The 25,266-nt window shown below is 59.8% G+C and carries 18 protein-coding genes and 2 riboswitches; of the genes, 11 read left to right on the plus strand and 7 right to left on the minus strand.

Translation table 11 applies throughout. The features are described 5' to 3' along the window. Positions 1 to 189 precede the first annotated feature (189 nt). Entirely contained in the window at positions 190 to 4,038 is a 3,849-nt protein-coding gene (gene cobN, locus ACA074_RS15245; protein ID WP_497677277.1) for a cobaltochelatase subunit CobN, read from the minus strand. 3 nt (positions 4,039 to 4,041) lie between these two features. Beyond that, positions 4,042 to 5,112, minus strand: coding sequence for a cobalamin biosynthesis protein CobW (gene cobW / locus ACA074_RS15250; protein ID WP_489879482.1), 1,071 nt, complete (start codon positions 5,110 to 5,112; stop codon positions 4,042 to 4,044). 99 nt (positions 5,113 to 5,211) lie between these two features. Beyond that, positions 5,212 to 5,427, minus strand: a riboswitch (cobalamin riboswitch). An 828-nt stretch (positions 5,428 to 6,255) separates the two neighbouring features. Beyond that, a riboswitch (cobalamin riboswitch) is annotated at positions 6,256 to 6,478 on the plus strand. A 121-nt stretch (positions 6,479 to 6,599) separates the two neighbouring features. Here cobW and ACA074_RS15255 point away from each other — a divergent pair. The 4 genes from ACA074_RS15255 to cobM all read left to right on the plus strand — a co-directional run bounded on the left by ACA074_RS15255 (position 6,600) and on the right by cobM (position 8,747). Continuing rightward, positions 6,600 to 6,797, plus strand: coding sequence for a CbtB domain-containing protein (locus ACA074_RS15255; RefSeq protein WP_187679823.1), 198 nt, complete (start codon positions 6,600 to 6,602; stop codon positions 6,795 to 6,797). An 11-nt stretch (positions 6,798 to 6,808) separates the two neighbouring features. Next, the gene (locus ACA074_RS15260) at positions 6,809 to 7,510 is read left to right on the plus strand and encodes a CbtA family protein (RefSeq protein WP_489879481.1); all 702 of its coding nucleotides are present in this window, start codon (positions 6,809 to 6,811) and stop codon (positions 7,508 to 7,510) included. Further along, positions 7,507 to 7,920 (plus strand): cobalamin biosynthesis protein, encoded by a 414-nt coding sequence (locus ACA074_RS15265; RefSeq protein WP_401263825.1) that lies wholly within the window; start codon positions 7,507 to 7,509, stop codon positions 7,918 to 7,920. Before ACA074_RS15260 ends, ACA074_RS15265 begins: the two co-directional genes overlap by 4 nt. Before the next feature lie 80 nt (positions 7,921 to 8,000). Next, positions 8,001 to 8,747, plus strand: a complete 747-nt coding sequence (cobM, locus tag ACA074_RS15270) for a precorrin-4 C(11)-methyltransferase (protein WP_497677278.1) — start codon at positions 8,001 to 8,003, stop codon at positions 8,745 to 8,747. 208 nt (positions 8,748 to 8,955) lie between these two features. Here the strand turns inward: cobM and nfuA are convergent, their stop codons facing one another. The 3 genes from nfuA to ACA074_RS15285 form a co-directional block, all read right to left on the minus strand. Further along, positions 8,956 to 9,540: a Fe-S biogenesis protein NfuA gene (gene nfuA / locus ACA074_RS15275; RefSeq protein WP_003225494.1), complete on the minus strand. Its 585-nt coding sequence runs from the start codon at positions 9,538 to 9,540 to the stop codon at positions 8,956 to 8,958. 92 nt (positions 9,541 to 9,632) lie between these two features. After that, the gene (locus ACA074_RS15280) at positions 9,633 to 10,634 is read right to left on the minus strand and encodes an acyltransferase family protein (protein ID WP_497677279.1); all 1,002 of its coding nucleotides are present in this window, start codon (positions 10,632 to 10,634) and stop codon (positions 9,633 to 9,635) included. A gap of 93 nt (positions 10,635 to 10,727) precedes the next feature. Beyond that, positions 10,728 to 13,010 carry a fatty acid cis/trans isomerase gene (locus ACA074_RS15285; protein ID WP_497677280.1) on the minus strand — a complete coding sequence of 761 codons (2,283 nt, stop codon included), beginning with the start codon at positions 13,008 to 13,010 and terminating at the stop codon, positions 10,728 to 10,730. Positions 13,011 to 13,166: 156 nt separating this feature from the next. On the opposite strand from ACA074_RS15285, the gene metH reads away from it, so the two are divergent. Continuing rightward, entirely contained in the window at positions 13,167 to 16,877 is a 3,711-nt protein-coding gene (gene metH / locus ACA074_RS15290) for a methionine synthase (RefSeq protein ID WP_497677281.1), read from the plus strand. 126 nt (positions 16,878 to 17,003) lie between these two features. After that, complete coding sequence (locus ACA074_RS15295) at positions 17,004 to 17,222, plus strand: DUF2970 domain-containing protein (RefSeq protein WP_401266795.1); 219 nt, start codon at positions 17,004 to 17,006, stop codon at positions 17,220 to 17,222. Positions 17,223 to 17,228: 6 nt separating this feature from the next. On the opposite strand, the gene ACA074_RS15300 is transcribed toward ACA074_RS15295, so the two are convergent. Continuing rightward, entirely contained in the window at positions 17,229 to 18,302 is a 1,074-nt protein-coding gene (locus tag ACA074_RS15300; RefSeq protein WP_497677282.1) for an ABC transporter substrate-binding protein, read from the minus strand. Between the two features lie 523 nt (positions 18,303 to 18,825). On the opposite strand from ACA074_RS15300, the gene ACA074_RS15305 reads away from it, so the two are divergent. Together ACA074_RS15305 and ACA074_RS15310 are read left to right on the plus strand one after the other, a co-directional pair. Then, positions 18,826 to 20,484, plus strand: a complete 1,659-nt coding sequence (locus ACA074_RS15305) for a nitrite/sulfite reductase (protein WP_497677283.1) — start codon at positions 18,826 to 18,828, stop codon at positions 20,482 to 20,484. Next, positions 20,468 to 20,962 (plus strand): DUF934 domain-containing protein, encoded by a 495-nt coding sequence (locus tag ACA074_RS15310; protein ID WP_187679813.1) that lies wholly within the window; start codon positions 20,468 to 20,470, stop codon positions 20,960 to 20,962. Before ACA074_RS15305 ends, ACA074_RS15310 begins: the two co-directional genes overlap by 17 nt. Positions 20,963 to 21,026: 64 nt before the next feature. Here the strand turns inward: ACA074_RS15310 and sohB are convergent, their stop codons facing one another. Next, on the minus strand, positions 21,027 to 22,058 hold the full coding sequence (gene sohB, locus ACA074_RS15315) for a protease SohB (protein WP_187679811.1): 1,032 nt from the start codon (positions 22,056 to 22,058) through the stop codon (positions 21,027 to 21,029). Positions 22,059 to 22,262: 204 nt separating this feature from the next. Between sohB and ACA074_RS15320 the strand changes: the two genes are divergently transcribed. The 3 genes from ACA074_RS15320 to ACA074_RS15330 all read left to right on the plus strand — a co-directional run bounded on the left by ACA074_RS15320 (position 22,263) and on the right by ACA074_RS15330 (position 25,266). Next, positions 22,263 to 22,973 (plus strand): histidine phosphatase family protein, encoded by a 711-nt coding sequence (locus ACA074_RS15320; RefSeq protein ID WP_305438180.1) that lies wholly within the window; start codon positions 22,263 to 22,265, stop codon positions 22,971 to 22,973. Positions 22,974 to 23,037: 64 nt separating this feature from the next. Continuing rightward, complete coding sequence (locus ACA074_RS15325) at positions 23,038 to 23,352, plus strand: SCP2 sterol-binding domain-containing protein (RefSeq protein ID WP_047598615.1); 315 nt, start codon at positions 23,038 to 23,040, stop codon at positions 23,350 to 23,352. A gap of 195 nt (positions 23,353 to 23,547) precedes the next feature. Next, the gene (locus tag ACA074_RS15330; RefSeq protein ID WP_497677284.1) at positions 23,548 to 25,266 is read left to right on the plus strand and encodes a hydrogenase maturation protein; all 1,719 of its coding nucleotides are present in this window, start codon (positions 23,548 to 23,550) and stop codon (positions 25,264 to 25,266) included.

Consider the following 25,266-nt stretch of genomic DNA (forward strand, 5'->3'; position numbering starts at 1 on the left):
CAGGTGGAGTTGCCCTCACCCTAGCCCTCTCCCAGTGGGAGAGGGAACTGACCGAGGTGCTCTTTCAAGGTCCACCGACCTGAACTGTCGAGTCGAACTCAAGTTTTGAACGCCCTGCAAATCGGCTCCCTTTCCCCCTCTCCCCCTTGGGGGAGAGGGCTGGGGTGAGGGGGTGGCTTTATTGAAGCGCTACATGTCTTCTTCTATATCCAGCAACAAATTCTCAAGCGCCTCTTTATAGGCCCCCGGCTCCTGCCACATCCCGCGCTGCTGCGCTTCCAGCATGCGCTCGGTCATGTCACGAAGCGCGTGCGGGTTATGCTCACGAACAAAATCCCGCGTTGCCGGATCGAGCAGATAGGCATCGGCCAGCAGCGCGTACTGGTGATCGTCGATCAACTGCGTGGTGGCATCGAAGGCAAACAGGTTATCCACCGTCGCCGCCATTTCGAACGCGCCTTTATAGCCGTGACGCTTGACCCCGTCGATCCATTTTGGATTCGCCGCCCGCGAGCGGATTACCCGGTTCAGCTCTTCTTTCAGAGTGCGGATCTTCGGCAGATCCGGCTGGCTGTGATCGCCGTGATAACTGGCCGCCGCTTCGCCCCGCAAAGTCTCGACGGCAGCGAGCATGCCGCCCTGGAACTGGTAATAGTCGTTGGAATCGAGCAAGTCGTGCTCGCGGTTGTCCTGGTTTTGCAGAACCGCTTGTACCTGACTCAGGCGCTGGACGAATTGTTCGCGAGCAGCGGTGCCCTCATCAGAACCGCCATAAGCGTAGGCGCCCCAGTTCAAGTAAACCTCAGCCAGATCCTCGCGACTCTGCCACAAACGACCGTCGATGGCGCCCTGCACGCCCGCGCCGTAGGCACCCGGTTTGGCGCCGAAGATTCGCCACCCGGCCTGACGCCGCGCAGCCTCTTCATCCAGACCCGATTGCAGCAGAGCCTCACGCTCAGCGCGCACCTTGGCGGCCAACGGGTTGAGATCATCCGGCTCGTCCAGCGCAGCCACCGCTTGCACGGCCGCATCGAACAAACGAATCAGGTTGGCAAACGCATCGCGGAAGAATCCTGAAACTCGCAACGTCACGTCGACCCGTGGTCGGTCCAGCAAACTCAGCGGCAGAATCTCGAAATCATCGACGCGCTGACTGCCGGTGGCCCACACCGGCCGCACGCCCATCAGCGCCATGGCCTGGGCGATATCATCGCCGCCGGTGCGCATGGTCGCGGTGCCCCACACCGACAGGCCTAGCTGACGCAAGTGATCGCCGTGATCCTGCAAGTGCCGTTCGAGAATCAGCGTGGCCGACTGGAAACCGATGCGCCACGCGGTGGTGGTCGGCAGGTTGCGCACGTCGACCGAGTAGAAGTTGCGGCCGGTGGGCAATACGTCGAGACGACCGCGACTTGGCGCGCCGCTCGGGCCGGCGGGGACGAAACGGCCGCTGAGGGCGTCGAGCAATCCGCGCATTTCCGCCGGGCCACAGGCGTCCAGGCGTGGGGCGACGACTTCACGCAGGTTGTCGATGATGGCGCTGACTTGCCCCCAACCCGCTTCCTGCAGGAGTGAGCCTGCTCGCGATAGCGGTGTTTCTGTGGAAGAGATGTCAGCTGACATAACGCCTTCGCGAGCAGCCTCACTCCTACAGGGGTTGTGCAGTGTCTTTGCGATCAACTCAGTGGCGAACAACTCCAGGCGCTCGCGGGTATCGCCGGCAGTACGCCAGACTTCATCGCTGACCGCTTGCAGTTCGACAGGACGCGGGCCCGTCCACGGATCAGCCAGTGCGCAATCGAGCGGATCAAACTCCAACTCAAACGCCTTGGCCAACGCCCGCAGCAGACTCGACTGCGCACCTTTGCCGTCGCCCCGAGGAATGCGCAGCAGCGCCAGCAAGGTATCGATGCGCAACCGCCCGCTCGGCGATTCGCCAAAGATGTGCAAGCCATCGCGGATCTGCGATTCCTTCAGATCACACAAATAGGTGTCGAGACGCGGCAGCCAGATCGCCGCATCGGCGTCGCTGTCCAGCGCCGCGTCGAGTTGCAGTTCACGGTCGATCTGCGTGTCACGCACCAGTTGCAGAATGTCCCGTTGCAACTCGCGGGCACGACGCGGATCAAGCAGTTGCGCCTCGTAATATTCGTCCGCCAGCAGTTCCAGATTACGCAGCGGCCCATAGGTTTCGGCGCGAGTCAGTGGCGGCATCAGGTGGTCGATGATCACCGCTTGCGTGCGCCGTTTGGCCTGGGCGCCCTCGCCCGGATCGTTGACGATAAATGGGTAGATGTTTGGCAGCGGCCCGAGCAACGCATCCGGCCAGCAGTTTTCCGACAGCCCCACGCCTTTGCCCGGCAGCCATTCGAGGTTGCCGTGCTTGCCGACGTGGATCACGCCGTGGGCGCCGTAGGTGTTGCGCAGCCAGAAATAGAACGCCAGATAACCGTGGGGCGGCACCAGATCCGGGTCGTGATAGACCGCGCTCGGATCGACCTGATAACCCCGCGCCGGCTGGATGCCAACGAAGGTCAGGCCAAAGCGCAGGCCGGCGATCATCATTCGCCCGTCGCGATACATCGGATCGTTTTGCGGCGAGCCCCAACGCGCGACTACCGCAGCGCGATTGGCCTCGGGGAGCGCGTTGAACATCAACAGATAGTCGTCCATCGCCAGACTTTGCTGGCATGGACGCAGATCAATCGTGTCGAGATCGTTGCTGACGCCGCCGAGCAATTGCTGAATCAACTCGGTGCCGGTATCCGGCAACTCTGCCGTGACCGGATAACCCTCAGCCTGCAATGCGCGAAGGATATTCAGCGCCGCCGCCGGCGTGTCGAGGCCGACGCCGTTACCGATGCGTCCGTCGCGGGTCGGGTAGTTGGCGAGAATCAGTGCAATCCGTTTCTCGGCATTCGGCACCCGCGCCAGATCGATCCAGCGGCGCGCCAGTTCGGCGACGAAATCCATGCGCTCGGGTTGCGCCCGATAGCAGACCACATCGGACTGGCTGCGCTCGCTGCGCCAGGCCAGATCCTTGAAGCTGATCGGCCGACTGATGATGCGCCCGTCAAGTTCCGGCAAGGCAATGTGCATTGCCAGATCGCGAGGGCCGAGGCCCTGCTCGCTGTCACGCCAGCCGGGTTCGTTGTCCTGGGCGCAGATCGCCTGAATCACCGGAATATTGCGACGAAACGGCCGCAGATCCGGTGCTTCAGGACTGGATTGGGCAAAACCGGTGGTGTTGAGAATCACCCCCGCCTCGACTTCATCCAGCCAATCCTCGACCACCGAGAGGCAGCCGGGCTCTTTCAAACTGGCTACCGCGATCGGCAACGGATTCAATCCCGCTGCTTGCAAACGCTGGCAGAAAACATCGATGAACGCCGTGTTCGCCGCTTGCAGGTGCGAGCGGTAAAACAGCACCGCCGCCACCGGTTGCTCGGGCAGCCATTCGGCTTGCCAGTCACTCAGTGCGGCGGAGGTTTTGTGAGGATGGTAAATCGCCGTGCGCGGCAGTGCTTGCGGCTCGCCCCAGGTGTAATCACGGGCCAGCCAACGGTTGGCCAGACAGCTGAAGAAATCCAGCGCGTTGCCCATGCCGCCCTGACGCAAAAACTGCCAGAGCCGGTCGCGATCCTCGGCTGCGACGGTGCTCAGATCGCTGAGTTCCGGATCGGGGCGATCGCAGCCCGGGACCATGATCACCTGCACGCCACGCTCGGCTAGCTCGACCAAACGCTCGACACCGTAGCGCCAATACGCAATGCCGCCGTGCAGCGAGATCACAATCACCTTGGCATGGCGCAACACTTCGTCGACGTACAAATCGACCGAGGCGTGATTCTGCACCTGCATCGGGTTGGCCAGACGCAGGCTCGGATAATCCTCGGGCAACTGCTGCGCGGCTTCGGCGAGCAGCGCCAGGCTGGAGTCGCCGCTGCACAGGATCACCAGCTCGGCGGGGGTTTGGCCAAGGTCGGCAATGTTGTCATCCGACACGAAACCGCCGGGCTGGGTCCTGAGCAGGTGCATGGCTTAAACGCTAAGCGCAGCGCGCAGTTGCGCTTCGAGTTGAGCGGCGTCGAGTTCCTGACCGATCAGCACCAGACGCGTGACGCGCGCTTCTTCGGCGCCCCACTGACGGTCGAAATGCTTGTCGAAACGCGTGCCCACGCCTTGAATCAGCAGGCGCATAGGCTTGTTCGGGATCGCTGCAAAACCCTTCACACGCAGGATGCCGTGCTGGACCACCAGTTGCGTCAGGGCGTCGAGCAGCAGGCTTTCGTCGGCTTGCGGCAGCTCGATGGAGATCGAATCGAAAGCGTCGTGATCGTGGTCATCATGGTCGTCGTCACCGTCGTGGTGGTGATCGTGATGGCTGTGGCGGCTGTCGATGTGTTCTTCGGAACCGGCGCCGAGGCCGATCAGCACGTCCAGCGGCAGGCGACCGTTGCTGGCTTCGACGATTTTGACTGCTGGCGGCAGTTCTTCGGCGACTTCAAGGCGTACGCGCGCAAGGTCTTCCGGGCTGGTCTGATCGGCCTTGTTGAGGATGACCAGATCGGCGCTGGCCAGTTGGTCGGCGAACAGCTCGTGCAGCGGCGATTCGTGGTCCAGGTTCGGGTCGAGTTTGCGCTGGGCGTCGACCTGATCCGGGAACGCGGCGAAGGTGCCAGCAGCCACGGCCGGGCTGTCGACCACGGTGATCACCGCGTCAACGGTGCAGGCGCTGCGGATTTCCGGCCATTGGAAGGCTTGTACCAGTGGTTTTGGCAGGGCCAGACCGGAGGTTTCGATGAGGATGTGGTCGAGGTCGCCGCGACGGGCAACCAGTTCGCGCATTACCGGGAAGAACTCTTCCTGAACGGTGCAGCACAGGCAGCCGTTGGCCAGTTCGTAAACGCGGCCGGTGGCTTCTTCTTCGGTGCAACCGATGGTGCATTGCTTGAGGATCTCACCATCGATGCCCAGCTCGCCGAACTCGTTGACGATCACCGCGATGCGGCGGCCCTGAGCGTTGTCGAGCATGTGCCGCAGCAAGGTGGTTTTGCCCGAGCCGAGGAAGCCGGTGACGATGGTGACGGGGAGTTTGGCCAGTGTTTTCATCGGATGCCCTTTGGCAAGGTGGCGGGCATACGGGACGAGAACCGGCAACGCGAGCACGCGCCGGAAGCATTCGCCACCGGATCACCCCGCCCGGTTGTAGTGAGAATCTGTGACGAGGCAGGTCTCCTGGCTGACGGTGTTCAGGCGTTGGGGCCTGGCGTTTGCTGCGCCTTCCCGCTGGCGCCCTTTTGCAGGGGCTGGCAGTGGCGTGGCAGCGAACATCACCGTTCACAGTTGCGGGGGCAGCCGCGGCTTTGACCGCGTTCCCTTCTTAGCTTCGGCACGCGCCGAAGAACCTCGAAAGCGCAAGGCTACGCATGGCTTGCTTATGGGTCAATGTTTGGTTTGGGGGCATATCCGTTGCTGCGGGTGTTGCTGATTAGGGTTCCGCCCTTACGGCGGGTCACTTTTTCCAGACGCCGAAAAAGTAACCAAAAAGGCTGCCCCCTGACGTACGGCACTTCGCCTAGGCTCAGTGTTCCCTCGCTACGGTGTCCATCCGGGGGCATCGCCTCCGGTTTGCTTCGCTGCACCTCCTCTCGATGGATGCGGCTTCGCCGCACGGCGCTGCGCGCCAACCCCCCGGATGAACACCTTCGCTCGGCCTGCCGATGGGCCTGGAGATCAAAAGCAACGTCAAAAGCCAAAGCCAAAGCCAAAGCAGATCAAAAGATCGCAGCCTTCGGCAGCTCCTACAGGGGAATAAATCGCGCCCTGCCCTTGGTCGGCTGTCAGGCCGCCATCGCTGGCAGCCCCCACAAGGATATGAATACCCCCCACACGCGGCGCATGCCGCCCCACTCAACACAATGAGCGTTAGCTCGAGTAACGCTTTTGATCTAAGCGCCCGTCGGCAGGCTGAGTGGAGGGATTGATCCGGGGGTGGGAGCGCAGCGACCGTTCGACGCAGTCGAACACATCGAGAGGAGGTGCAGCGCAGCAAACCGGAGGCGATGCGCCCGGATCAATCCCGGAGCGAAGGAACCCGAGCCACAGCGAGGGCCGAACGTCAGGGCACAGACCTTTGGTTACTTTGGGGCGTTTGCCAAAGTGACCCGCCGTAAGGGCGGAACCGTAATAAGCCATCACCGCAGCAACGGATATGCCCCCATTCAATTGACTCAAATCCCCCCAACATGCTCTCCTACGCAACTTGTTACGGGTGCCCTTCACAGGGTGAAACGGGAAACCGGTGAATCATGTGCTTTACTCTAAAGCCATGTCAGTCCGGTGCTGCCCCCGCAACGGTAAGCGAGAGAAGCGTCGAATCCACTGTGCCATGACGGCATGGGAAGGTGACGCTTGCAGGTCGGCCTGACGCCAACCCCTCGTGAGCCCGGAGACCGGCCCGCAACACACAGTGCGCACTTGCGTCGCTGAACATAACAAACCCGCGGTGGGCGGGCGCTGTTCGAACCCCTGCGTGCCCGATTCGCAGGGGTTTTCATGCGCTCTATTACCCCGCTGACATTCCAGAGGGAAGCGCCATGTCGATCATCAGCAGCACCGGCAGCAACACGGATAAAATCGCCAGCACCAGCACCCTGAGCCAACGCCTGACCGCCGCCATCTTCGCGTCGATCCTCGGCGCCAGCCTGGTTTACTTCGCCGGTTTCTCGCACATCGAAGCAGTGCACAACGCCGCCCACGATACCCGCCACAGCGCCGCGTTCCCGTGCCACTGAGACCTGCCGACATGATCAAGCGAATTGCGCAAACCGCAGGTTTCACCGGTCTTCTGGCCGCCCTGCTCCTTACGCTGCTGCAAAGTTTCTGGGTTTCGCCGCTGATTCTGCAGGCCGAGACCTACGAAAAATCCGAACCGGCGGCTGAGGTTCACGAACACGCTGCCGGTGCCACTGCCCATACTCACGATGCTGAAGCGTGGGAGCCGGAAGACGGCTGGCAGCGCGTGGTATCGACCACCGGCGGCAATCTGGTAGTGGCCGTGGGTTTTGCCCTGATGCTTGCCGGCCTGTACACCCTGCGTGCACCGACCAAAACTTCGCAAGGTCTGCTCTGGGGTCTGGCCGGTTACGCTACGTTCGTTCTGGCACCGACCCTGGGCTTGCCGCCTGAATTGCCAGGCACTGCTGCGGCGGATCTGGCTTCCCGGCAGCTCTGGTGGATCAGCACTGCCGCCTCCACCGCCGCAGGTCTGGCGTTGATCGCGTTCAGCCGTCACTGGCTGATGAAGATCCTCGGTGTGGCGATCCTTGCCGTGCCGCATGTGATTGGCGCCCCGCAACCGGAAGTGCATTCGATGCTGGCGCCAGAAGCCCTCGAAGCACAGTTCAAAATCGCTTCGCAGTTGACCAACGTAGCGTTCTGGCTGGCCCTGGGCCTGATCAGTGCCTGGTTGTTCCGCCGCAAAAGCGATGGCCACTACCACGCATGACGAATAACCGCGCAGCGCCGACTTTCGTGGTCGGTCTGGGCTGCCAGCGCGGCTGCCCCGCCAGCACGCTGCGCGCGTTACTCGATCAAGCCTTGCAGGCCCATCGCATCGAACTGGAAGCAGTCAAAGCCCTGGCCAGTATCGACTTGAAGCGTGATGAGCCGGGCTTACAAGAACTCGCCGCACAATTGGCCTTGCCGTTGCTGTACTTCAGCAGTGAACAATTGGCCAGTTACCAGCAACAGCTCAGTCACCACTCGCAGATCGCCTATGAACGCACCGGTTGCTATGGAGTAGCGGAAAGTGCGGCGTTGGCACTGGCTGAACAACTGATTCAGGCGCCGGCCAAACTGCTGATCTCCCGGCAAAAGTACGCGCAGGCAACGCTGGCATTGGCCGGCGCCGCGTAAAATCCCGATAATCCCCGCCATCGATCATGAGCGATCTTCATCTGAAGCATTGCTGCGCCTCTTTTCCAAAGGATTCAACGATGACTGTTTACTTCATCGGCGCCGGCCCCGGCGACCCGGAACTGATCACCGTCAAAGGTCAGCGGCTGATCCGCAGTTGCCCGGTGATCATCTATGCAGGTTCGCTGGTACCGGCGGCTGTGCTCGACGGTCATCAAGCAGAAACCGTGATAAACAGCGCGGAGCTGCATCTGGAACAGATCATCGACCTGATCAAAGCCGCCCATGCCAAGGGCCAGGATGTGGCGCGAGTGCATTCCGGCGATCCGAGCCTGTATGGCGCGATTGGCGAGCAGATTCGCTATTTGCGTGAGCTGGATATTCCGTTCGAAATCATTCCAGGGGTGACGGCTACCGCCGCGTGCGCAGCATTGCTGGGTGCCGAACTGACCCTGCCCGATGTCTCACAGAGCGTAATTCTGACCCGCTATGCCGACAAAACCGCAATGCCGGCGGGCGAGGAGCTGGGCAGTTTGGCGCAGCATGGCGCGACCATGGCGATTCATCTGGGGGTCAATCATTTGGAGAAGATCCTCGCTGAACTACGCCCCCATTACGGCGCGGATTGCCCGATTGCAGTGATTCACCGGGCAACATGGCCGGATCAGGATTGGGTGGTGGGAACAATCGAGGATATTGCCGAGAAGGTAGTGGCCAAGGGGTTTCGGCGCACGGCATTGATTCTGGTTGGGCGGGTGTTGGGGAGTGAGGTGTTTAGCGAGTCATCGCTGTATCGCGCGGGGCATGCGCATCTTTATCGACCCTGATTTGAAGAACTTTTGTGGCCAGACACAAAACCTGTGGCGAGGGGATTTATCCCCGATGAACTGCGCAGCAGTTCCAGTTTTGCGGCTGCTTCGCACCCGATCGGGGATAAATCCCCTCGCCACAAAGTCATTAGTCACTCATTAATCGCAGGCACAAAAAACGGCGCTCACGGGGCGCCGTTTTTTATGTTCGCGGTGAACACCTTACTTAGTAGTAGGCGTTTTCTTTCTGCGTGTGGTCGGTCACATCGCGAACGCCCTTGAGCTCAGGAATACGCTCGAGCAATGTGCGCTCGATGCCTTCCTTCAACGTCACGTCGGCCTGACCGCAGCCTTGGCAACCGCCGCCGAACTGCAGCACGGCAATGCCGTCTTCAACCACATCGATCAGGCTGACCTGACCGCCGTGGCTGGCCAGCCCCGGGTTGATTTCGGTTTGCAGGTAGTAATTGATGCGCTCGTTGACCGGGCTGTCGGCGTTGACCATCGGTACTTTGGCGTTTGGCGCCTTGATGGTCAGCTGGCCGCCCATGCGATCAGTGGCATAGTCGACTACCGCGTCATCCAGGAATGCTTCGCTGAACGAATCGATATAAGCGGTGAAGCTTTTCAGCCCCAGCGCGGTGTCTTCAGGTTTTTCTTCGCCCGGCTTGCAGTAGGCAATGCAGGTTTCGGCGTACTGGGTGCCAGGCTGGGTGATGAAGACGCGGATACCGATACCCGGGGTGTTCTGCTTGGAGAGCAGATCGGCCAGGTAATCGTGGGCGGCGTCGGTAATGGTAATAGCGGTCATGGAAACTCCTCGCAGGCTTGTGGCGGAGTTTACGCCAATCGGCGCGCCGGACAAAGTCCCAGTATTTTTGTCAGGAAAGCGAACCAGACGCATCAGGCTGGCGACGGTCGCTCACGCCAATGCTGCAAGTGCCGATATCCGGCCCTTTCGATCCAGCGGTAACTGGCCCAGCTGCCGCCGGTGATCAACACCAGACAAACCGCGATCACCCCGTGCGGGTTGAGCGAGTGACGCTGTGCCAGATAATGCCCAAGCATCAACACCAGCGTATGCAGTAGATAGACGGAATAGGAGCAGTCGCCCAACGCTTTGAGCAGCCGACTGTTTTTGGCAAAGCGCTCAAGGGACAGCGCCGCCGTCACCAGCACTGCACCCGGAACGCCCCAGGCCAATACCTGCGATTCGCCGAACCAGTAATAGATCGCCAGCAGTGCCATGGCGATTGCCAGAATCGGCAGCCAAAGACCCGGCCTGATCCAGCCGCGGTGATAAAGCATGCCAACGCCCATTCCCAGCAAAAACTCGAAGACCAGTTCCGAATGGTAAAACTCACTGATCCAGCCCAAGGCGGTCAGCCCATAGCAAACGCATAACAACAGAAACGCGACCACTGCTATCCGCGCATTGAGCGGGAACAGCAATGCGCCGGCAAACAGCAGGTAAAAAAGCATTTCGAAGTTCAGCGTCCATCCGACGTTCAACGTCGGGTAAACACCGAAGCCGCCGGGGTTTTCGCTGGCGACGAACAACAGCGACAACAGAAAATTCGTCCAGCCCAGCCGTTCATCGGGGAACGCCTCCGGAATTACCATCAGCAACAGTGCCGCCAGGAGCGTGTAAAACCAGTAAGCCGGCGCGATACGCATCAACCGCATTGTCATGAATTGCCTGGGTGTCAGGTCTTTGTCCGCCGTCGACAAATACATCACCAGGCCACTGATGACGAAAAATATATCGACGCCCGCCGCCCCTTGGTCGACAAACACTCGACCTACTGGCCCATCAGGCTCGAAGTTATAGAAAATCTGCATGACGTGATGCCCCACCACCATCCAGGCGGCCAGTGCGCGCAGCGCTTGCACTGAAATCAACATCGACGGCCCTCCATTGCAAAACTTTATAATTGACCACTTTGTAGGGGCTACGGGCGCCTCAAGAAGTTGGGACTGCCCGCGCACCTTAATCGATCAAAGATTCTCATAGCGGTTCATGTCCAGCACACCCTCTTCCACCGGTTCGGTCTCGTGCATGGATTGGCTCAGATCGTGGAAATAGAACCAGAATTGCGGATGACTGCGCCGAATTCCCCAGCGCTCGACGATTTTCTCGAAACGATTGGCGTCCTTGGCGTTTTCCATCGCATCGACAAACTCAGAGACCTGGTCTGCGGGAATGTTGAACATGAAGTTCGGATAGCTGCTCAGCACGCCGGGATAAATGGTCAAGGTGTCCAAACCTGGCTGATACCGCAGCGATTCACCAAGCAAAAACGCCACGTTGCTGTGCGCGCGGTTGCGCAACAGGCTGTAAACCTCGCGTTTGCCGCTGGCAGTCTCGATGCGCAACATCGTCGCTTCCGGTAACTGTTCGATAACCTTCAGGCCGGCGGCCGGACGCGATGCCAGGCGACTCAGCGCCTGTTCGGCATTTTGCAATGCAGGATCAATATTCGGCCGCGAGCAATAGGCGCCGTCGCAGCGGTTGATCGGATCAGGCCGAGCATTGAGATCGCCATAGCGCGCCAACAATTGCATGGCGAAATCGTATTTCGGGTTTTTCTCGTCCAGCTTCAACCCGGTCGGCTTGTCGTCGTCAATGGCTTCGTAATCGAGCCACATCTTGAACTGGCCGCTGCTCTGATACCAATCGTCGAGATAGTCCTCGCGGGAATCGGCCGGCATCAGGCGCAGGAAGTTCTGCTCGGCACCGTTGCGGATCAAGTCGAAATACAGGCGGGTTTGCGCCTGATGGGAGACGTTGCCGAACACATCGAAGTTGACCGCCAACTGGTAATAAGTGCGTTCCAGCAGCGGATAGTCGAATAGCCACATGGTTTGCGGCACTTCGCCGACCAGGCCTTTGCTCACCGAGGCGCTGTCGAAGTGACGGAAAATGCTCAGCAGCGCGTTGTCGTTGCCGGCCCACAGGGTCGACCAGCTCGGCGCCGGCAAATCGGCATAGCTGTCGCGGCGCAGGGCTTCATATTCGTTACGTTTGTCACGGTAATTGCGCCACAAGCCCAGGACGCTGCCGACATCGTCGTTCTGCCCGGGCATCGCCAGCAACGGTGTGGCCTGGCCGCGATAGTTCGGGTCGGTGATATAGAGGTCATGCTCCGGCGCCTGGAACAGCGCCCAGAAGTTATCGCGGATCACGTCGGTGGCGATCTGACCACGGCACACCGGACCGCGAATAAACGTGCGGACGAAATATTCGGCGTTATCGAGCATGAACTGATAGCGCGCCTGCGCCGGAATCGCCTCAAACGTGGCAAACGGATTGGCCCGGCTCTGTGGCCCGTAGCCCGGCAAGGCGCTGACTTGCCAGTTGCCGCTGTAGAACAGGCTTTTGACCCGCGCCATCTTCGCCGCGCTCAGCGGATAAGTGATGTGGGTTTTGTGCACGATCACCCCTTGTACCGGCCACAAGCGGTAATACACCTGCGTCCCTGGATCATCGTTGGGGCGACGGGTAGCGATCAGGTCGATCGGCTGACCGGTCGGCGTGCGCGATCGCACCCACTGAAAGTAATGCCCCGGCTCGCCATCCTTGAAATAGATGTGCGCGAGATACCAGTGTTCGAACAACCAGCGCCCGACCAGACTTTGCCGGGCGCCGGGAGTGTTGAGCAGGTTTTCCCATTGGACGATTTGCATCGCCTCTTTGGCGCTCGGCGCCAGGCCTTGTTCGTCAATCGGCGCGCCGGACGCCAGCCAGCGTTGCAGGGTCTGGTATTGCTGATTGGTCAGCCCGGTCACGGCCAGCGGCATGCCCTCTTTCGGGTGAGCACCGGCATAGCCGTCAAACTCGGCGGGCATTGCACACATGTTTTCACGATTGAGGCCGAGCACAATGTCTTCCGGCAATTTGGCGTTGGGCGTCAAAGGAGTTTTGTGCCCCAGCTCCAACATGCGCGCCATCAGCGCGGCCTGACTGCCCTGGGCATCGAGCACCGAATAGAAGCCTTTCTGCTGCCAGGCACGTTTGCCGAAGGCGTCGTAAAACAATCGGGTAGTCGGCGCCGCTTCAGTGCGCTCGCCGTCGTAGACGGGCATCTTGCTTGCTCCACGGCCCGCCCCTTCGCCGCTGCCCAGATTGAGCTGACAAGCGGAGTCGTAGCACGCATGGCAAGCAACGCACTTCTCGGTGAATATCGGTTGGATATCGCGGCTATAAGAGATCTTGGGCTCTTGCGCAACGGCGCCCCAGCTTAAAAACAGCAACACAATGCTGATGACGCGGTACGACATGCCCTTGATCCCGATCCTGAAGAAAAACGCCGCGATTCTACAGTATGACGTTCGTACCAACATGAGCGATATTCATGAAAAACCCCTGCATGCTCTAAAAGCGCACAGGTTTGTTATGATCCCGCTCCTTCGTAATGGTCTTTCCGAGTAGTCCACATGTCCGATCGCAGTGTCCGCCTTCAAGCTCTCAAGCAAGCCCTCAAAGAGCGCATCCTGATACTCGACGGCGGTATGGGCACGATGATCCAGAGCTACAAGCTCGAAGAGCAGGATTATCGCGGCAAACGCTTTGCGGACTGGCCGAGTGACGTCAAAGGCAACAACGACCTCTTGGTGATCACCCGTCCGGACGTGATCGGTGGCATCGAAAAAGCTTACCTGGATGCCGGCGCCGACATTCTGGAAACCAACACCTTCAACGCCACGCGCATTTCCATGGCCGACTACGGCATGGAAGAACTGGCTTACGAACTCAACGTAGAAGGCGCGCGCCTGGCACGCAGGATCGCCGATGCCAAGACCGCCGAGAACCCGGACAAGCCGCGTTTCGTCGCCGGCGTGCTCGGCCCGACCAGCCGAACCTGCTCGCTGTCGCCTGACGTCAACAACCCCGGCTACCGCAACGTCACCTTTGATGAGTTGGTTGAAAACTACACCGAAGCCACCAAAGGTCTGATCGAGGGCGGCGCCGACCTGATCCTGATCGAAACCATTTTCGACACCCTCAACGCCAAAGCAGCCATCTTCGCGGTGCAAGGCGTGTTCGAAGAGCTGCACATCGAACTGCCGATCATGATTTCCGGCACCATTACTGACGCCTCCGGCCGGACGCTGTCGGGCCAGACCACCGAAGCGTTCTGGAACTCCGTGGCCCACGCCAAGCCGATCTCAGTCGGCTTGAACTGCGCACTCGGCGCCAGTGAATTGCGTCCGTACCTCGAAGAGCTGTCGAACAAGGCCAGCACCCACGTTTCTGCGCACCCGAACGCCGGCCTGCCGAACGAATTCGGCGAGTACGACGAACTGCCGTCGCAAACCGCCATGGTCATCGAAGAGTTCGCTCAAAGCGGCTTCCTCAATATTGTCGGCGGTTGCTGCGGCACCACGCCGGGGCACATTGAAGCCATCGCCAAAGCCGTGGCCGGTTATGCGCCGCGACAGATTCCGGACATTCCCAAGGCATGCCGCCTGTCGGGTCTGGAGCCGTTTACCATCGATCGCAGCTCGTTGTTCGTCAACGTCGGCGAGCGCACCAACATCACCGGTTCCGCCAAATTCGCCCGTCTGATCCGTGAAGACAACTACACCGAAGCGCTGGAAGTCGCCCTGCAACAGGTCGAGGCCGGCGCGCAGGTGATCGACATCAACATGGACGAAGGGATGCTCGATTCGAAGAAGGCCATGGTGACCTTCCTCAATCTGATTGCCGGTGAGCCGGACATCTCCCGCGTACCGATCATGATCGACTCCTCGAAATGGGAAGTGATCGAAGCCGGCCTCAAGTGCATTCAGGGCAAGGGCATCGTCAACTCGATCAGCATGAAAGAAGGCGTCGAGCAGTTCATCCATCACGCCAAGCTGTGCAAGCGCTACGGCGCCGCCGTGGTGGTGATGGCGTTCGACGAAGCGGGTCAGGCCGACACCGAAGCGCGCAAGAAAGAGATCTGCAAACGCTCCTACGACATTCTGGTCAATGAAGTCGGCTTCCCGCCGGAAGACATCATCTTCGACCCGAACATCTTCGCCGTGGCCACCGGCATCGAAGAACACAACAACTACGCTGTGGACTTCATCAATGCCTGCGCCTACATCCGCGACGAACTGCCGTATGCGCTGACCTCCGGCGGCGTGTCCAACGTGTCGTTCTCGTTCCGGGGCAACAACCCGGTGCGTGAAGCGATTCACTCGGTGTTTCTGCTGTATGCGATCCGCGCCGGCCTGACCATGGGTATCGTCAACGCCGGGCAGCTGGAAATCTATGACCAGATCCCTGTGGAGCTGCGCGACGCCGTCGAAGACGTGGTGCTCAACCGCACCCCGAACGGCACCGACGCCCTGCTCGCCATCGCCGACAAGTACAAGGGCGACGGCAGCGTCAAGGAAGCCGAGACCGAGGAGTGGCGCAACTGGGACGTCAACAAGCGCCTGGAGCATGCGCTGGTCAAGGGCATCACCACCCACATCGTCGAAGACACCGAAGAATCGCGCCAGTCGTTCACCCGTCCGATCGAGGTGATCGAAGGTCCGCTGATGTCGGGTATGAACATCGTCGGCGACCTGTTCGGCGCCGGCAAAATGTTCCTGCCACAAGTGGTGAAATCCGCCCGAGTGATGAAACAGGCCGTAGCGCATCTGATCCCGTTCATCGAACTGGAAAAAGGCGACAAGCCGGAGGCCAAGGGCAAGATCCTCATGGCCACCGTAAAGGGTGACGTGCACGACATCGGCAAGAACATTGTCGGCGTGGTGCTCGGTTGCAACGGCTACGACATCGTCGACCTCGGCGTGATGGTGCCGGCGGAGAAGATCCTGCAAGTGGCCAAAGAGCAGAAATGCGACATCATCGGCCTGTCCGGCCTGATCACGCCGTCGCTGGATGAAATGGTTCACGTGGCCCGCGAGATGCAGCGTCAGGATTTCCATTTGCCGCTGATGATCGGTGGTGCGACCACTTCCAAGGCGCACACCGCCGTGAAGATCGAGCCGAAGTACAGCAACGACGCGGTGGTCTACGTGACCGACGCCTCCCGCGCCGTGGGCGTGGCGACGCAGTTGCTGTCGAAAGAATTGAAAGCCGGGTTTGTCGAAAGAACCCGTGCCGAATACGTCGAAGTGCGCGAGCGCACCGCCAACCGCAGCGCCCGTACCGAGCGCCTGAGCTACGCCGCCGCCATCGCCAAGAAGCCGCAGTTCGACTGGGCGACTTACGAGCCGGTCAAACCGACGTTCACCGGCAGCAAGGTGCTGGATAACATTGATCTCAAGGTGTTGGCCGAATACATCGACTGGACGCCGTTCTTCATTTCCTGGGATCTGGCCGGCAAGTTCCCGCGCATCCTCGAAGACGAAGTGGTCGGTGAAGCCGCCACCTCGCTGTACAAGGACGCGCAAGAGATGCTCGCCAAGCTGATCGACGAGAAACTGATCAGTGCCCGCGCCGTGTTCGGTTTCTGGCCGGCCAATCAGGTGCATGACGACGATATCGAGCTGTACGGTGACGACGGCAAGCCATTGGCCAAGCTGCATCACCTGCGCCAGCAGATTATCAAGACCGACGGCAAGCCGAACTTCTCGCTGGCCGACTTTGTTGCGCCAAAAGACAGCGAAGTGACCGACTATGTCGGCGGCTTCATCACCACCGCCGGCATTGGCGCCGAAGAAGTGGCCAAGGCCTATCAGGACGCCGGCGACGATTACAACTCGATCATGGTCAAGGCTCTGGCCGACCGTTTGGCCGAAGCTTGCGCCGAGTGGCTGCACCAGCAGGTGCGTAAAGAGCACTGGGGTTATGCCAAGGACGAAACCCTCGACAACGAAGCGCTGATCAAAGAGCACTACAGCGGCATCCGCCCTGCTCCAGGCTACCCGGCCTGCCCGGATCACACCGAAAAAGCCGCGTTGTTTGCCCTGCTCGATCCCGAGGCACAGGAAATGCGCGCCGGACGCAGCGGTGTGTTCCTCACCGAACACTACGCGATGTTCCCGGCCGCAGCGGTCAGCGGCTGGTATTTCGCTCATCCGCAGGCGCAGTACTTTGCCGTGGGCAAGGTCGACAAGGATCAGGTGGCGAGTTACACCTCGCGCAAAGGTCAGGAGTTGAGTGTGACCGAGCGGTGGTTGGCGCCGAACCTGGGTTACGACAACTAAAAAGATCGCAGCCTTCGGCAGCTCCTGCAGGGTGAACTCATTCCAGTGCAGGAGCTGCCGGAGGCTGCGATCTTTTTTTCAGGGGTTGGCTATGCTTGTCTGACACACACGGCAGACGAGGGATTTATGGACGATCCAGTCGACAACAAACCGCCGAGCTTCTGGCAGATGCTGCACAGCGTGATGGCGGCGGCGTTCGGGGTGCAGAGCGGAAAGAATCGGGCAAGGGACTTCACCCATGGCAAGCCCAGCCATTTTGTGATGTTGGGCATTCTGTTCACTGCGGTGTTTGCCTTGACGCTATTTGCCATCGTCAAACTGGTGGTGCATTTCGCCGGTGTCTGACGCGCTTCAGTGCATCAGGGTCTGCAAGCTGAACGGGTAGCGGTACGAGGCCGGGCGCCCCTTGGCCGAGAGCTTGCGGAAATTCACGCCGTAATCCGGCGAGGCGCCCATGGCCAGCATTCGCCGGGCGTGGGCCTTGTCGATCAGTTGCATCAATGGCAACTGACGATCGCGACCGCCGTACTGCTCCAGATCGACGCCCTGCTCATGATCATGCAGCTCTACCAGCGCCCAGCCACCCAAGGTGAAGTGTCCGCCCAGCAACGCGCTCAAGCGGCCGTCGATCAGCGCCTGCAATGCTGCGGGTGAGGAATTGACCGCGCTGAATAACGCATCTTTGCCTGGGTTCTTGCCAGTCTCGGAAAACGCCCGCATCGCACCAAACGCCATTTCATCGTTGGCCGACCACACCAGTGACACGTTCGGGTAGCGGGCGAACAACTGTTTCGCCTGTTCATAGGCACGTTGCTGCGTCCAGCCGCTGTAGACCAATTGGCGCAAGCGCACCTGCGGATGCTCGGCCAACGCGCGCTGCATACCGCGCTCCCGCAACTGCGCAGACGGGGTGATCTTCAACCCGGAAAACGCGAGCAGTTCGATAGGCTCATTCCGAGCCACGGGCGGGTGCAGACGAATCAATTCCTTCATCATCAAATACCCGCCCTCCTCGTCGTTCGGCACCAGACTGCCGACCCGGTCGCTGCGTTCGCCCACCAAAGCCTGCTGATCAGACGTCAGGGCGGCATTGACCATGAACAGCTTCACCCCGCTGTTGTCGGCCAGACGCAGAATCTGCGGCGCGACATACTGTTCGTTGACGAATATCAGGTAATCGGGACGATTCGGCCCCTGCAACGCAACGCGGGCCTGAGCCAGCGTCAGTTCGGGTTGGCGCTGTGAATAGAGGATTTGTAGATCAATGCCCAGGTCCCGAGCGGCCGCCTGCATGAATTGCGAATAGCTGACCCAGAAGGCTTCCTGGGTCGAGCCCGGATTGAGGAACAGCAACGACTCCGCCCGAGCGCAGGTTGTGAAAAACGCGCCGAACAGCAGCAGACTGAGGTGAAGAAACTTGCACATGAAGCATCCGGGCCCGAGGAAAAATGGCCGCGCATTATAGCCATTCAATCACTGGCTATTGACGCCTGATCCCGTTTTTTGTCCGACAATCGTCGGGGCCGGGCCCGGACGGGTCGTTTACTGATGACTGACCCAGAATACCGCCGTCCCTACTACCAGAATGATCAGGAACAGAATTGCCCAGGCATCAACGCTGCTATCGCTTTTCCTTGCTTTGGTCGGATTGCTCATTGCATCGCCTCTTATCGGTTTTATCGGTGATTGCAGAAAGACTCGTCCACAGTTAAGACGATGATTGTCCGCACGACAAATGTGGATTAGCTAATAACCGTTCTCGTTAGGCGATTTGGTTCTTTACATATACTCAAACATCACTTTTGCGCATAACTGCAAACGGGTATATTGCCCCGGCTCCGTTAGTGAGTGCGCGGCCGTGCGCGCAGAATTGCAGAGGCAAAATCGGACTCCAGCAAGCGAAAACGCAGCGTTTTCCGAGTAGCCCAAGCCTGAGAACAGGACTTATATGTACGTATACGACGAGTACGATCAGCGGATCATCGAGGACCGCGTCAAGCAGTTCCGTGATCAGACCCGACGCTATCTGGCAGGTGAGCTGAGCGAAGAAGAGTTCCGCCCCCTGCGCCTGCAAAATGGCCTGTACATCCAGCGTTTTGCGCCGATGTTGCGTGTGGCAGTGCCTTACGGCCAGCTGACTTCGCGTCAGACCCGCATGATGGCCAAGATTGCCCGTGACTACGACAAGGGCTACGCCCACATCAGTACGCGGCAGAACGTGCAGTTCAACTGGCCGGCGGTGGAAGATATCCCGGACATCCTCGCTGAACTGGCCACCGTGCAGATGCACGCGATCCAGACCAGTGGCAACTGCCTGCGCAACGTCACTACTGACCAGTTCGCCGGTGTCGCCGCCGACGAGGTGATCGACCCACGCCCATGGTGCGAAATCGTCCGTCAGTGGACTACTTTCCACCCGGAATTCGCTTACCTGCCGCGTAAATTCAAGATCGCCGTCAACGGTTCGACCGCTGACCGTGCAGCCATCGAAGTTCACGACATCGGCCTTGAGCCGGTGCACAACGAAACCGGCGAGCTGGGTTTCCGCGTGCTGGTGGGCGGCGGCCTCGGTCGTACCCCGGTAGTCGGCGCGTTCATCAATGAGTTCCTGCCGTGGCAGGACCTGTTGAGCTACCTCGACGCGATCCTGCGGGTCTACAACCGCTACGGCCGTCGCGACAACAAATACAAGGCGCGGATCAAGATCCTCGTCAAGGCACTGACGCCTGAAGTGTTCGCACAGAAAGTCGATGCGGAAATGGAACACCTGCGCGGTGGCCAGACCACATTGACCGAAGCCGAACTGGATCGCGTCGCCAAGCACTTCGTCGACCCGGACTACAAGGCGCTGGAAAACCAGACTACCCAGTTGGCCGATCTCGATAAAGAACATCCAGGCTTCGCTCGCTGGCGCACCCGCAATACCCTGGCGCACAAGAAGCCGGGTTATGTGGCCGTGACCCTGTCGCTGAAACCGACTGGCGTCGCGCCGGGCGACATCACCGACAAGCAGCTTGACGCCGTCGCCGATCTGGCCGACCGCTACAGCTTCGGTCAACTGCGCACCTCCCATGAGCAGAACATCATTCTGGCCGACGTCGAGCAGAGCCAGTTGTTCACCCTGTGGGGCGAGCTGCGTGAAGGCGGTTTTGCCACGCCGAACATCGGCCTGCTGACCGACATCATCTGCTGCCCGGGCGGTGATTTCTGCTCGCTGGCCAATGCCAAGTCGATCCCGATTGCCGAATCGATCCAGCGTCGTTTCGACGATCTGGACTATCTGTTCGACATCGGCGAACTGGACCTGAATATCTCCGGTTGCATGAACGCCTGCGGTCACCACCACGTCGGCCACATCGGCATCCTCGGGGTGGACAAGAAAGGTGAAGAGTTCTACCAGGTGTCCCTCGGCGGCAGTGCCAGCCGTGACGCGAGTCTGGGCAAGATCCTCGGCCCGTCCTTCGCTCAGGAAGCCATGCCTGACGTCATCTCGAAGCTGATCGACGTGTACGTGGAACAACGTACCGAAGACGAGCGCTTCATCGACACCTATCAGCGTATTGGCATCGACCTCTTCAAGGAACGCGTCTATGCAGCGAATCATTAAGAACAACGAAGTCGTCGACGAAACCTGGCATCTGCTGCCGAAGGATTTCAACATCGACGAGATCAGCAACTGTGACGATCTGATCGTGCCATTGCAGCTGTGGCGCGAACATAGCCGTATGCTCAAGGCCCGCGACGGCGGCCTGGGCGTATGGCTGGACGCCGATGAAGAAGCCGAGGAGATTGGTGACGACGTCGCCGATTTCCAGGTGATCGCGCTGAACTTCCCGGCGTTTACCGACGGCCGCAACTACTCCAACGCGCGTCTGCTGCGTGACCGTTACGGTTTCAAAGGTGAACTGCGGGCGATTGGCGATGTGCTGCGCGACCAACTGTTCTACATGCATCGCTGCGGTTTCGATGCCTTCGCCGTACGTCCGGACAAAGATCCCTATGAAGCCCTCGAAGGTCTCAAGGACTTCTCGGTGACCTATCAGGCCGCCACTGACGAACCGCTGCCGCTGTTCCGTCGCCGCTAAGCCTTCGGTTTACTGGACACAAAAAAACGCCGGTCATTGACCGGCGTTTTTTATGCCTGACTGTTTACCAGAAGCGTTGCTGGGTCAAACGACTCCACCAACTCAACAGCACGCGATCGACCGAACCGCTGGCCGCCATGCCAATGCGTTCCTGCAGGCTTTTGCGTTCGGCGTAATGCAGGTGATAAACCTCGGCCTGCTTGGCTTTTTGCGCGAGATATTCATCGCTGGTCTTGAGTTCATCGACCAATTGCTTGTCCAGCGCCGCGACGCCGAGCCAGACTTCGCCGGTCGCCACGTCATCGATAGCCAGTTGCGGGCGGTAGCGGGCAACGAAGTTCTTGAACAGTTGATGGGTAATGTCGAGGTCTTCCTGGAATTTCTCGCGGCCTTTCTCGGTATTTTCGCCAAACACGGTCAGGGTGCGTTTGTATTCACCGGCAGTCAGCACTTCGAAATCGATGTCGTGTTTTTTCAGCAAGCGGTTGACGTTGGGCAATTGCGCGACCACGCCAATCGAGCCGAGAATCGCGAACGGCGCGCTGATAATCTTTTCGCCGATGCACGCCATCATGTAGCCGCCGCTCGCCGCGACCTTGTCGATGCACACGGTCAGCGGCACGCCGGCTTCGCGGATTCGCGCCAGTTGCGACGAAGCCAGTCCATAGCTGTGCACCATGCCACCGCCGCTTTCCAGACGCAGGACGACTTCGTCCTTTGGTGTGGCGAGGGTCAGCAGCGCAGTGATCTCATGACGCAGACTCTCGGTGGCCGAGGCTTTGATGTCGCCGTCGAAATCCAGCACAAACACCCGTGGTTTAACCTCAGGCTTTTTCTTCTGTTTCTTCTCGCTTTTTTCGGTCTTGGCCTCGCTCTTGCGCAAGGCTTTGAGCTGATCCTTGTCGAGCAGGGTTTGCTCCAGGCGCTCACGCAGGCCTTTATAGAAATCATTGAGCTTGCTGACCTGCAACTGGCCAGCCGACTTGCGCCGACCCTTGCTGCGCAATGCGGCAAAACTGGCGAGCACCACCAGAATGGCGATCACCAGAGTGACGGTCTTGGCCAGGAAGCTGGCGTATTCGGACAAAAACTCCACAGAGACTCCTTAAAACGATGCGTGGATGTAACACACACGCGGGATGGCTCCAGCATACCCATGCGCTGGCTCGTCGGCCAGCCGTGAAACCTCTGGCAACACGCCTGTAACGGGCATTTCAAACAAGCGTATGTTTTTTCATTGACAGCTCTCCATCATCCTCATAACCTCGCCAAACCTTCAACGTACCGGGATGACGCGGACGTGGGCAGCATCTACTTGATTCGACATGGCCAGGCCTCCTTTGGTGCAGACGACTATGACGTCCTGTCGCCGACCGGTGTGCGCCAGGCAGAAATCCTCGGCCAGCACCTCGCCGAACTGGGGATCAGCTTCGATCGCTGCCTCTGCGGTGACCTGCGCCGCCAGCAGCACACGGCTACCAGCGCGCTGGAGCAATTCACCGCAAAAGGCCTGTCGGTGCCAACCCTGGAAACCGATTCCGCGTTCAACGAATTCGATGCCGACGCGGTGATCCGCGCCCTGCTCCCGGCGATGCTCCCGGACGAGCCGGAAGCCCTCGACATCCTGCGCAACGCCGCGCAAAACCGCAGTGAATTCCAGCGCATTTTCGCCCTGATCATCGAGCGCTGGCTGGCTGGCACTTACGACACCCCGGGGCTGGAAAGCTGGCTGGGTTTTGTCGAGAGGGTCCAGGCCGGATTGCACCGGATTCTCGAACAAGCAGAGAAAAACCAGAAAATCGCCGTGTTCACGTCCGGTGGCACCATCACTGCCCTGCTCCACCTCATTACGCAAATGCCTGCGAAACAGGCCTTTGAACTGAACTGGCAAATCGTCAACACCTCGCTCAACCAGTTGAAATTCCGCGGTCGCGAGGTGGCGTTGGCCTCCTTCAACAGTCATGCGCACCTGCAACTGTTGAAGGCTCCGGAACTCATCACTTTTCGCTGAGTCCGGATTACTGTGACCCTTGCTGTAATCAACCAGCTCTTATTACCCAAGAAAGGATCGAACCATGACCTCCGTAGCTGATGCCGTACAAGCAATGAAAGCCAAGTTCAACCCAGCCGCTGCTGCCGGTCTGGATCTGGTCTTCGGTTTCCGCATCGACGAGACCAAAAACTTCTCGCTGATCGTCAAAGACAGCACCTGCGAGCTGAAAGAAGGCGAGAACCCGGACGCCCAGGTCACTCTGGTCATGGACGGCGAAACCCTGGAAGGCATCGTCGACGGTTCGACCGACGGCATGCAAGCGTTCATGGGCGGCAAACTGCGCGCTGAAGGCGACATGATGCTGGCCATGAAACTGTCCGAGCTGTTCCCTTCGTAAGACTGCAGTTCAGCTTCAAACAAATCCCGCCCTTATGGCGGGATTTTGCGTTTGAGCGCCAAAGAAATTGGCTGACACAACGTTGATCTCGATCACTGGTGTGCGAGCGGTCACTGATTAATCTTCCGGCTCCATCGAAGGCCAGGGAAGGCTCACCGGGAGCCTGCGGCTGATCCCATTCAAGGAAGAACTTTCATGCGACCACTCAACATCATTCTGCTGTCGTCGGCGTTTAACGGCCTGACCCAACGTGCCTGGCTGGACCTGCGTGAAGCTGGGCATTCGCCCAGTGTCGTGGTGTTTACCGACGAGGCCTCAGTGTGCGAGCAGATTGAACACAGCGGCGCCGATCTGGTGGTCTGCCCGTTCCTCAAGGACCGCGTCCCGCAAGCGCTGTGGAGCAATACTGAACGCCCGGTGGTGATCATCCATCCCGGCATCGTTGGCGATCGTGGCGCCAGTGCGCTGGACTGGGCGATTACCAACGAGCTGACACGCTGGGGCGTGACGGCGCTGCAAGCGGTCGAGGAAATGGACGCCGGGCCGGTCTGGGCTACCTGCGAATTCAATCTGCCGCCCGGATTGCGCAAATCCGAGTTGTACAACGGTCGAGTCAGTGATGCGGCCATTCGCTGCATTCGCGAAGTGGTGGAAAAATTCGTTGAAGGCTTCGTGCCAGTGGTGCTGGACGACACCGACCCGACAGTACGCGGGCGTTTGCAGCCGAACATGAAGCAGGTTGATCGCAGCTTCAGTTGGCACGACTGCGCACACTTCATCAAGCGCTGCATAGACGCGGCGGACGGCCAGCCCGGCGTGCTGGCAAGCCTCGCCGGCGGGCAGTATTACGTTTACGACGCGCACCTGGACTCGCGCACCGGCATGCCCGGCGAAATTCTCGCGGTGCATGACGATGCGGTGCTGGTCGCGACCGGTGATCAGAGTGTGTGGATCGGCTCGCTGCGGCGCAAACCGCAGCCCGGCGAAGAGACCTTCAAGCAACCGGCGCGGCACGTGCTGGCCGGGCAATTGGTCGATGTACCGACGCTGGACTGGTCGATTGCCAGTCAGCCGTTCAGCGACGAAGCGTATCAGCCGATTCGTTACCGCGAGTCCGGGCATGTCGGCGAGCTGACCTTCGAGTTCTACAACGGCGCCATGAGCACTGAGCAATGCCGGCGCATGGTTGAAGCGTTGCGCTGGGCCAAGTCCCGCGACACTCAGGTGTTGCTGATCAAGGGTGGGCGCGGGAGCTTTTCCAACGGTGTGCATTTCAATGTGATTCAGGCCGCGCAGGATCCGGGCGCTGAAGCCTGGGCGAATATTCAGGCGATCGATGACGTCTGTGAAGAGTTACTGAGTGCGCGGCAACTGGTGGTCAGCGGGGTGGCGGGCAGTGCCGGCGCCGGTGGTGTGATGCTCGCTCTGGCTGCCGATATCGTGTTTGCCCGGGCCGATATCGTGCTCAATCCGCATTACAAAAGCATGGGCCTGTATGGCTCGGAATACTGGACGTACAGCCTGCCCCGCGCCGTCGGCCCGGCAATGGCCGAGCAATTGGCTCAAGCGTGTCTGCCGGTGAGTGCCAGCCAGGCGCTGCAACTGGGCATGGTTCAGGAAATCGGCCCGCGTTGCCCTGATGAGTTTTCATTGTGGTTGTTGCAACGGGCCAACAGCGTTTTGAGCGATCCGACTTACGCCGCTGTGCGTGAACGCAAGTCACGGATTGATCAAGTGCTGATCCAGCAATGCCGCGAAAGCGAGTTGCAGGAAATGCAGGAAGACATGCTTTACAACCGCAACGGGTTTGCCGAGAAATGCCGCAATTTTGTTTATAAGCGCAAGGCGTGTGGCACCCCGGCGCGGCTGGTGGAGGATTGGGCGCGGGTGCGTTCGGTCGAGTTGGCCAGTTGA

The sequence above is a fragment of the Pseudomonas sp. LBUM1655 genome (assembly GCF_059716085.1).

Bases quoted from the DNA above. Each gene is read 5' to 3' on its own strand.
- cobN (WP_497677277.1), bottom strand. From the start codon at position 4,038: ATGCACCTGCTCAGGACCCAGCCCGGCGGTTTCGTGTCGGATGACAAC.
- cobW (WP_489879482.1), bottom strand. From the start codon at position 5,112: ATGAAAACACTGGCCAAACTCCCCGTCACCATCGTCACCGGCTTCCTC.
- ACA074_RS15255 (WP_187679823.1), top strand. From the start codon at position 6,600: ATGTCGATCATCAGCAGCACCGGCAGCAACACGGATAAAATCGCCAGC.
- ACA074_RS15260 (WP_489879481.1), top strand. From the start codon at position 6,809: ATGATCAAGCGAATTGCGCAAACCGCAGGTTTCACCGGTCTTCTGGCC.
- ACA074_RS15265 (WP_401263825.1), top strand. From the start codon at position 7,507: ATGACGAATAACCGCGCAGCGCCGACTTTCGTGGTCGGTCTGGGCTGC.
- cobM (WP_497677278.1), top strand. From the start codon at position 8,001: ATGACTGTTTACTTCATCGGCGCCGGCCCCGGCGACCCGGAACTGATC.
- nfuA (WP_003225494.1), bottom strand. From the start codon at position 9,540: ATGACCGCTATTACCATTACCGACGCCGCCCACGATTACCTGGCCGAT.
- ACA074_RS15280 (WP_497677279.1), bottom strand. From the start codon at position 10,634: ATGTTGATTTCAGTGCAAGCGCTGCGCGCACTGGCCGCCTGGATGGTG.
- ACA074_RS15285 (WP_497677280.1), bottom strand. From the start codon at position 13,010: ATGTCGTACCGCGTCATCAGCATTGTGTTGCTGTTTTTAAGCTGGGGC.
- metH (WP_497677281.1), top strand. From the start codon at position 13,167: ATGTCCGATCGCAGTGTCCGCCTTCAAGCTCTCAAGCAAGCCCTCAAA.
- ACA074_RS15295 (WP_401266795.1), top strand. From the start codon at position 17,004: ATGGACGATCCAGTCGACAACAAACCGCCGAGCTTCTGGCAGATGCTG.
- ACA074_RS15300 (WP_497677282.1), bottom strand. From the start codon at position 18,302: ATGTGCAAGTTTCTTCACCTCAGTCTGCTGCTGTTCGGCGCGTTTTTC.
- ACA074_RS15305 (WP_497677283.1), top strand. From the start codon at position 18,826: ATGTACGTATACGACGAGTACGATCAGCGGATCATCGAGGACCGCGTC.
- ACA074_RS15310 (WP_187679813.1), top strand. From the start codon at position 20,468: ATGCAGCGAATCATTAAGAACAACGAAGTCGTCGACGAAACCTGGCAT.
- ACA074_RS15325 (WP_047598615.1), top strand. From the start codon at position 23,038: ATGACCTCCGTAGCTGATGCCGTACAAGCAATGAAAGCCAAGTTCAAC.
- ACA074_RS15330 (WP_497677284.1), top strand. From the start codon at position 23,548: ATGCGACCACTCAACATCATTCTGCTGTCGTCGGCGTTTAACGGCCTG.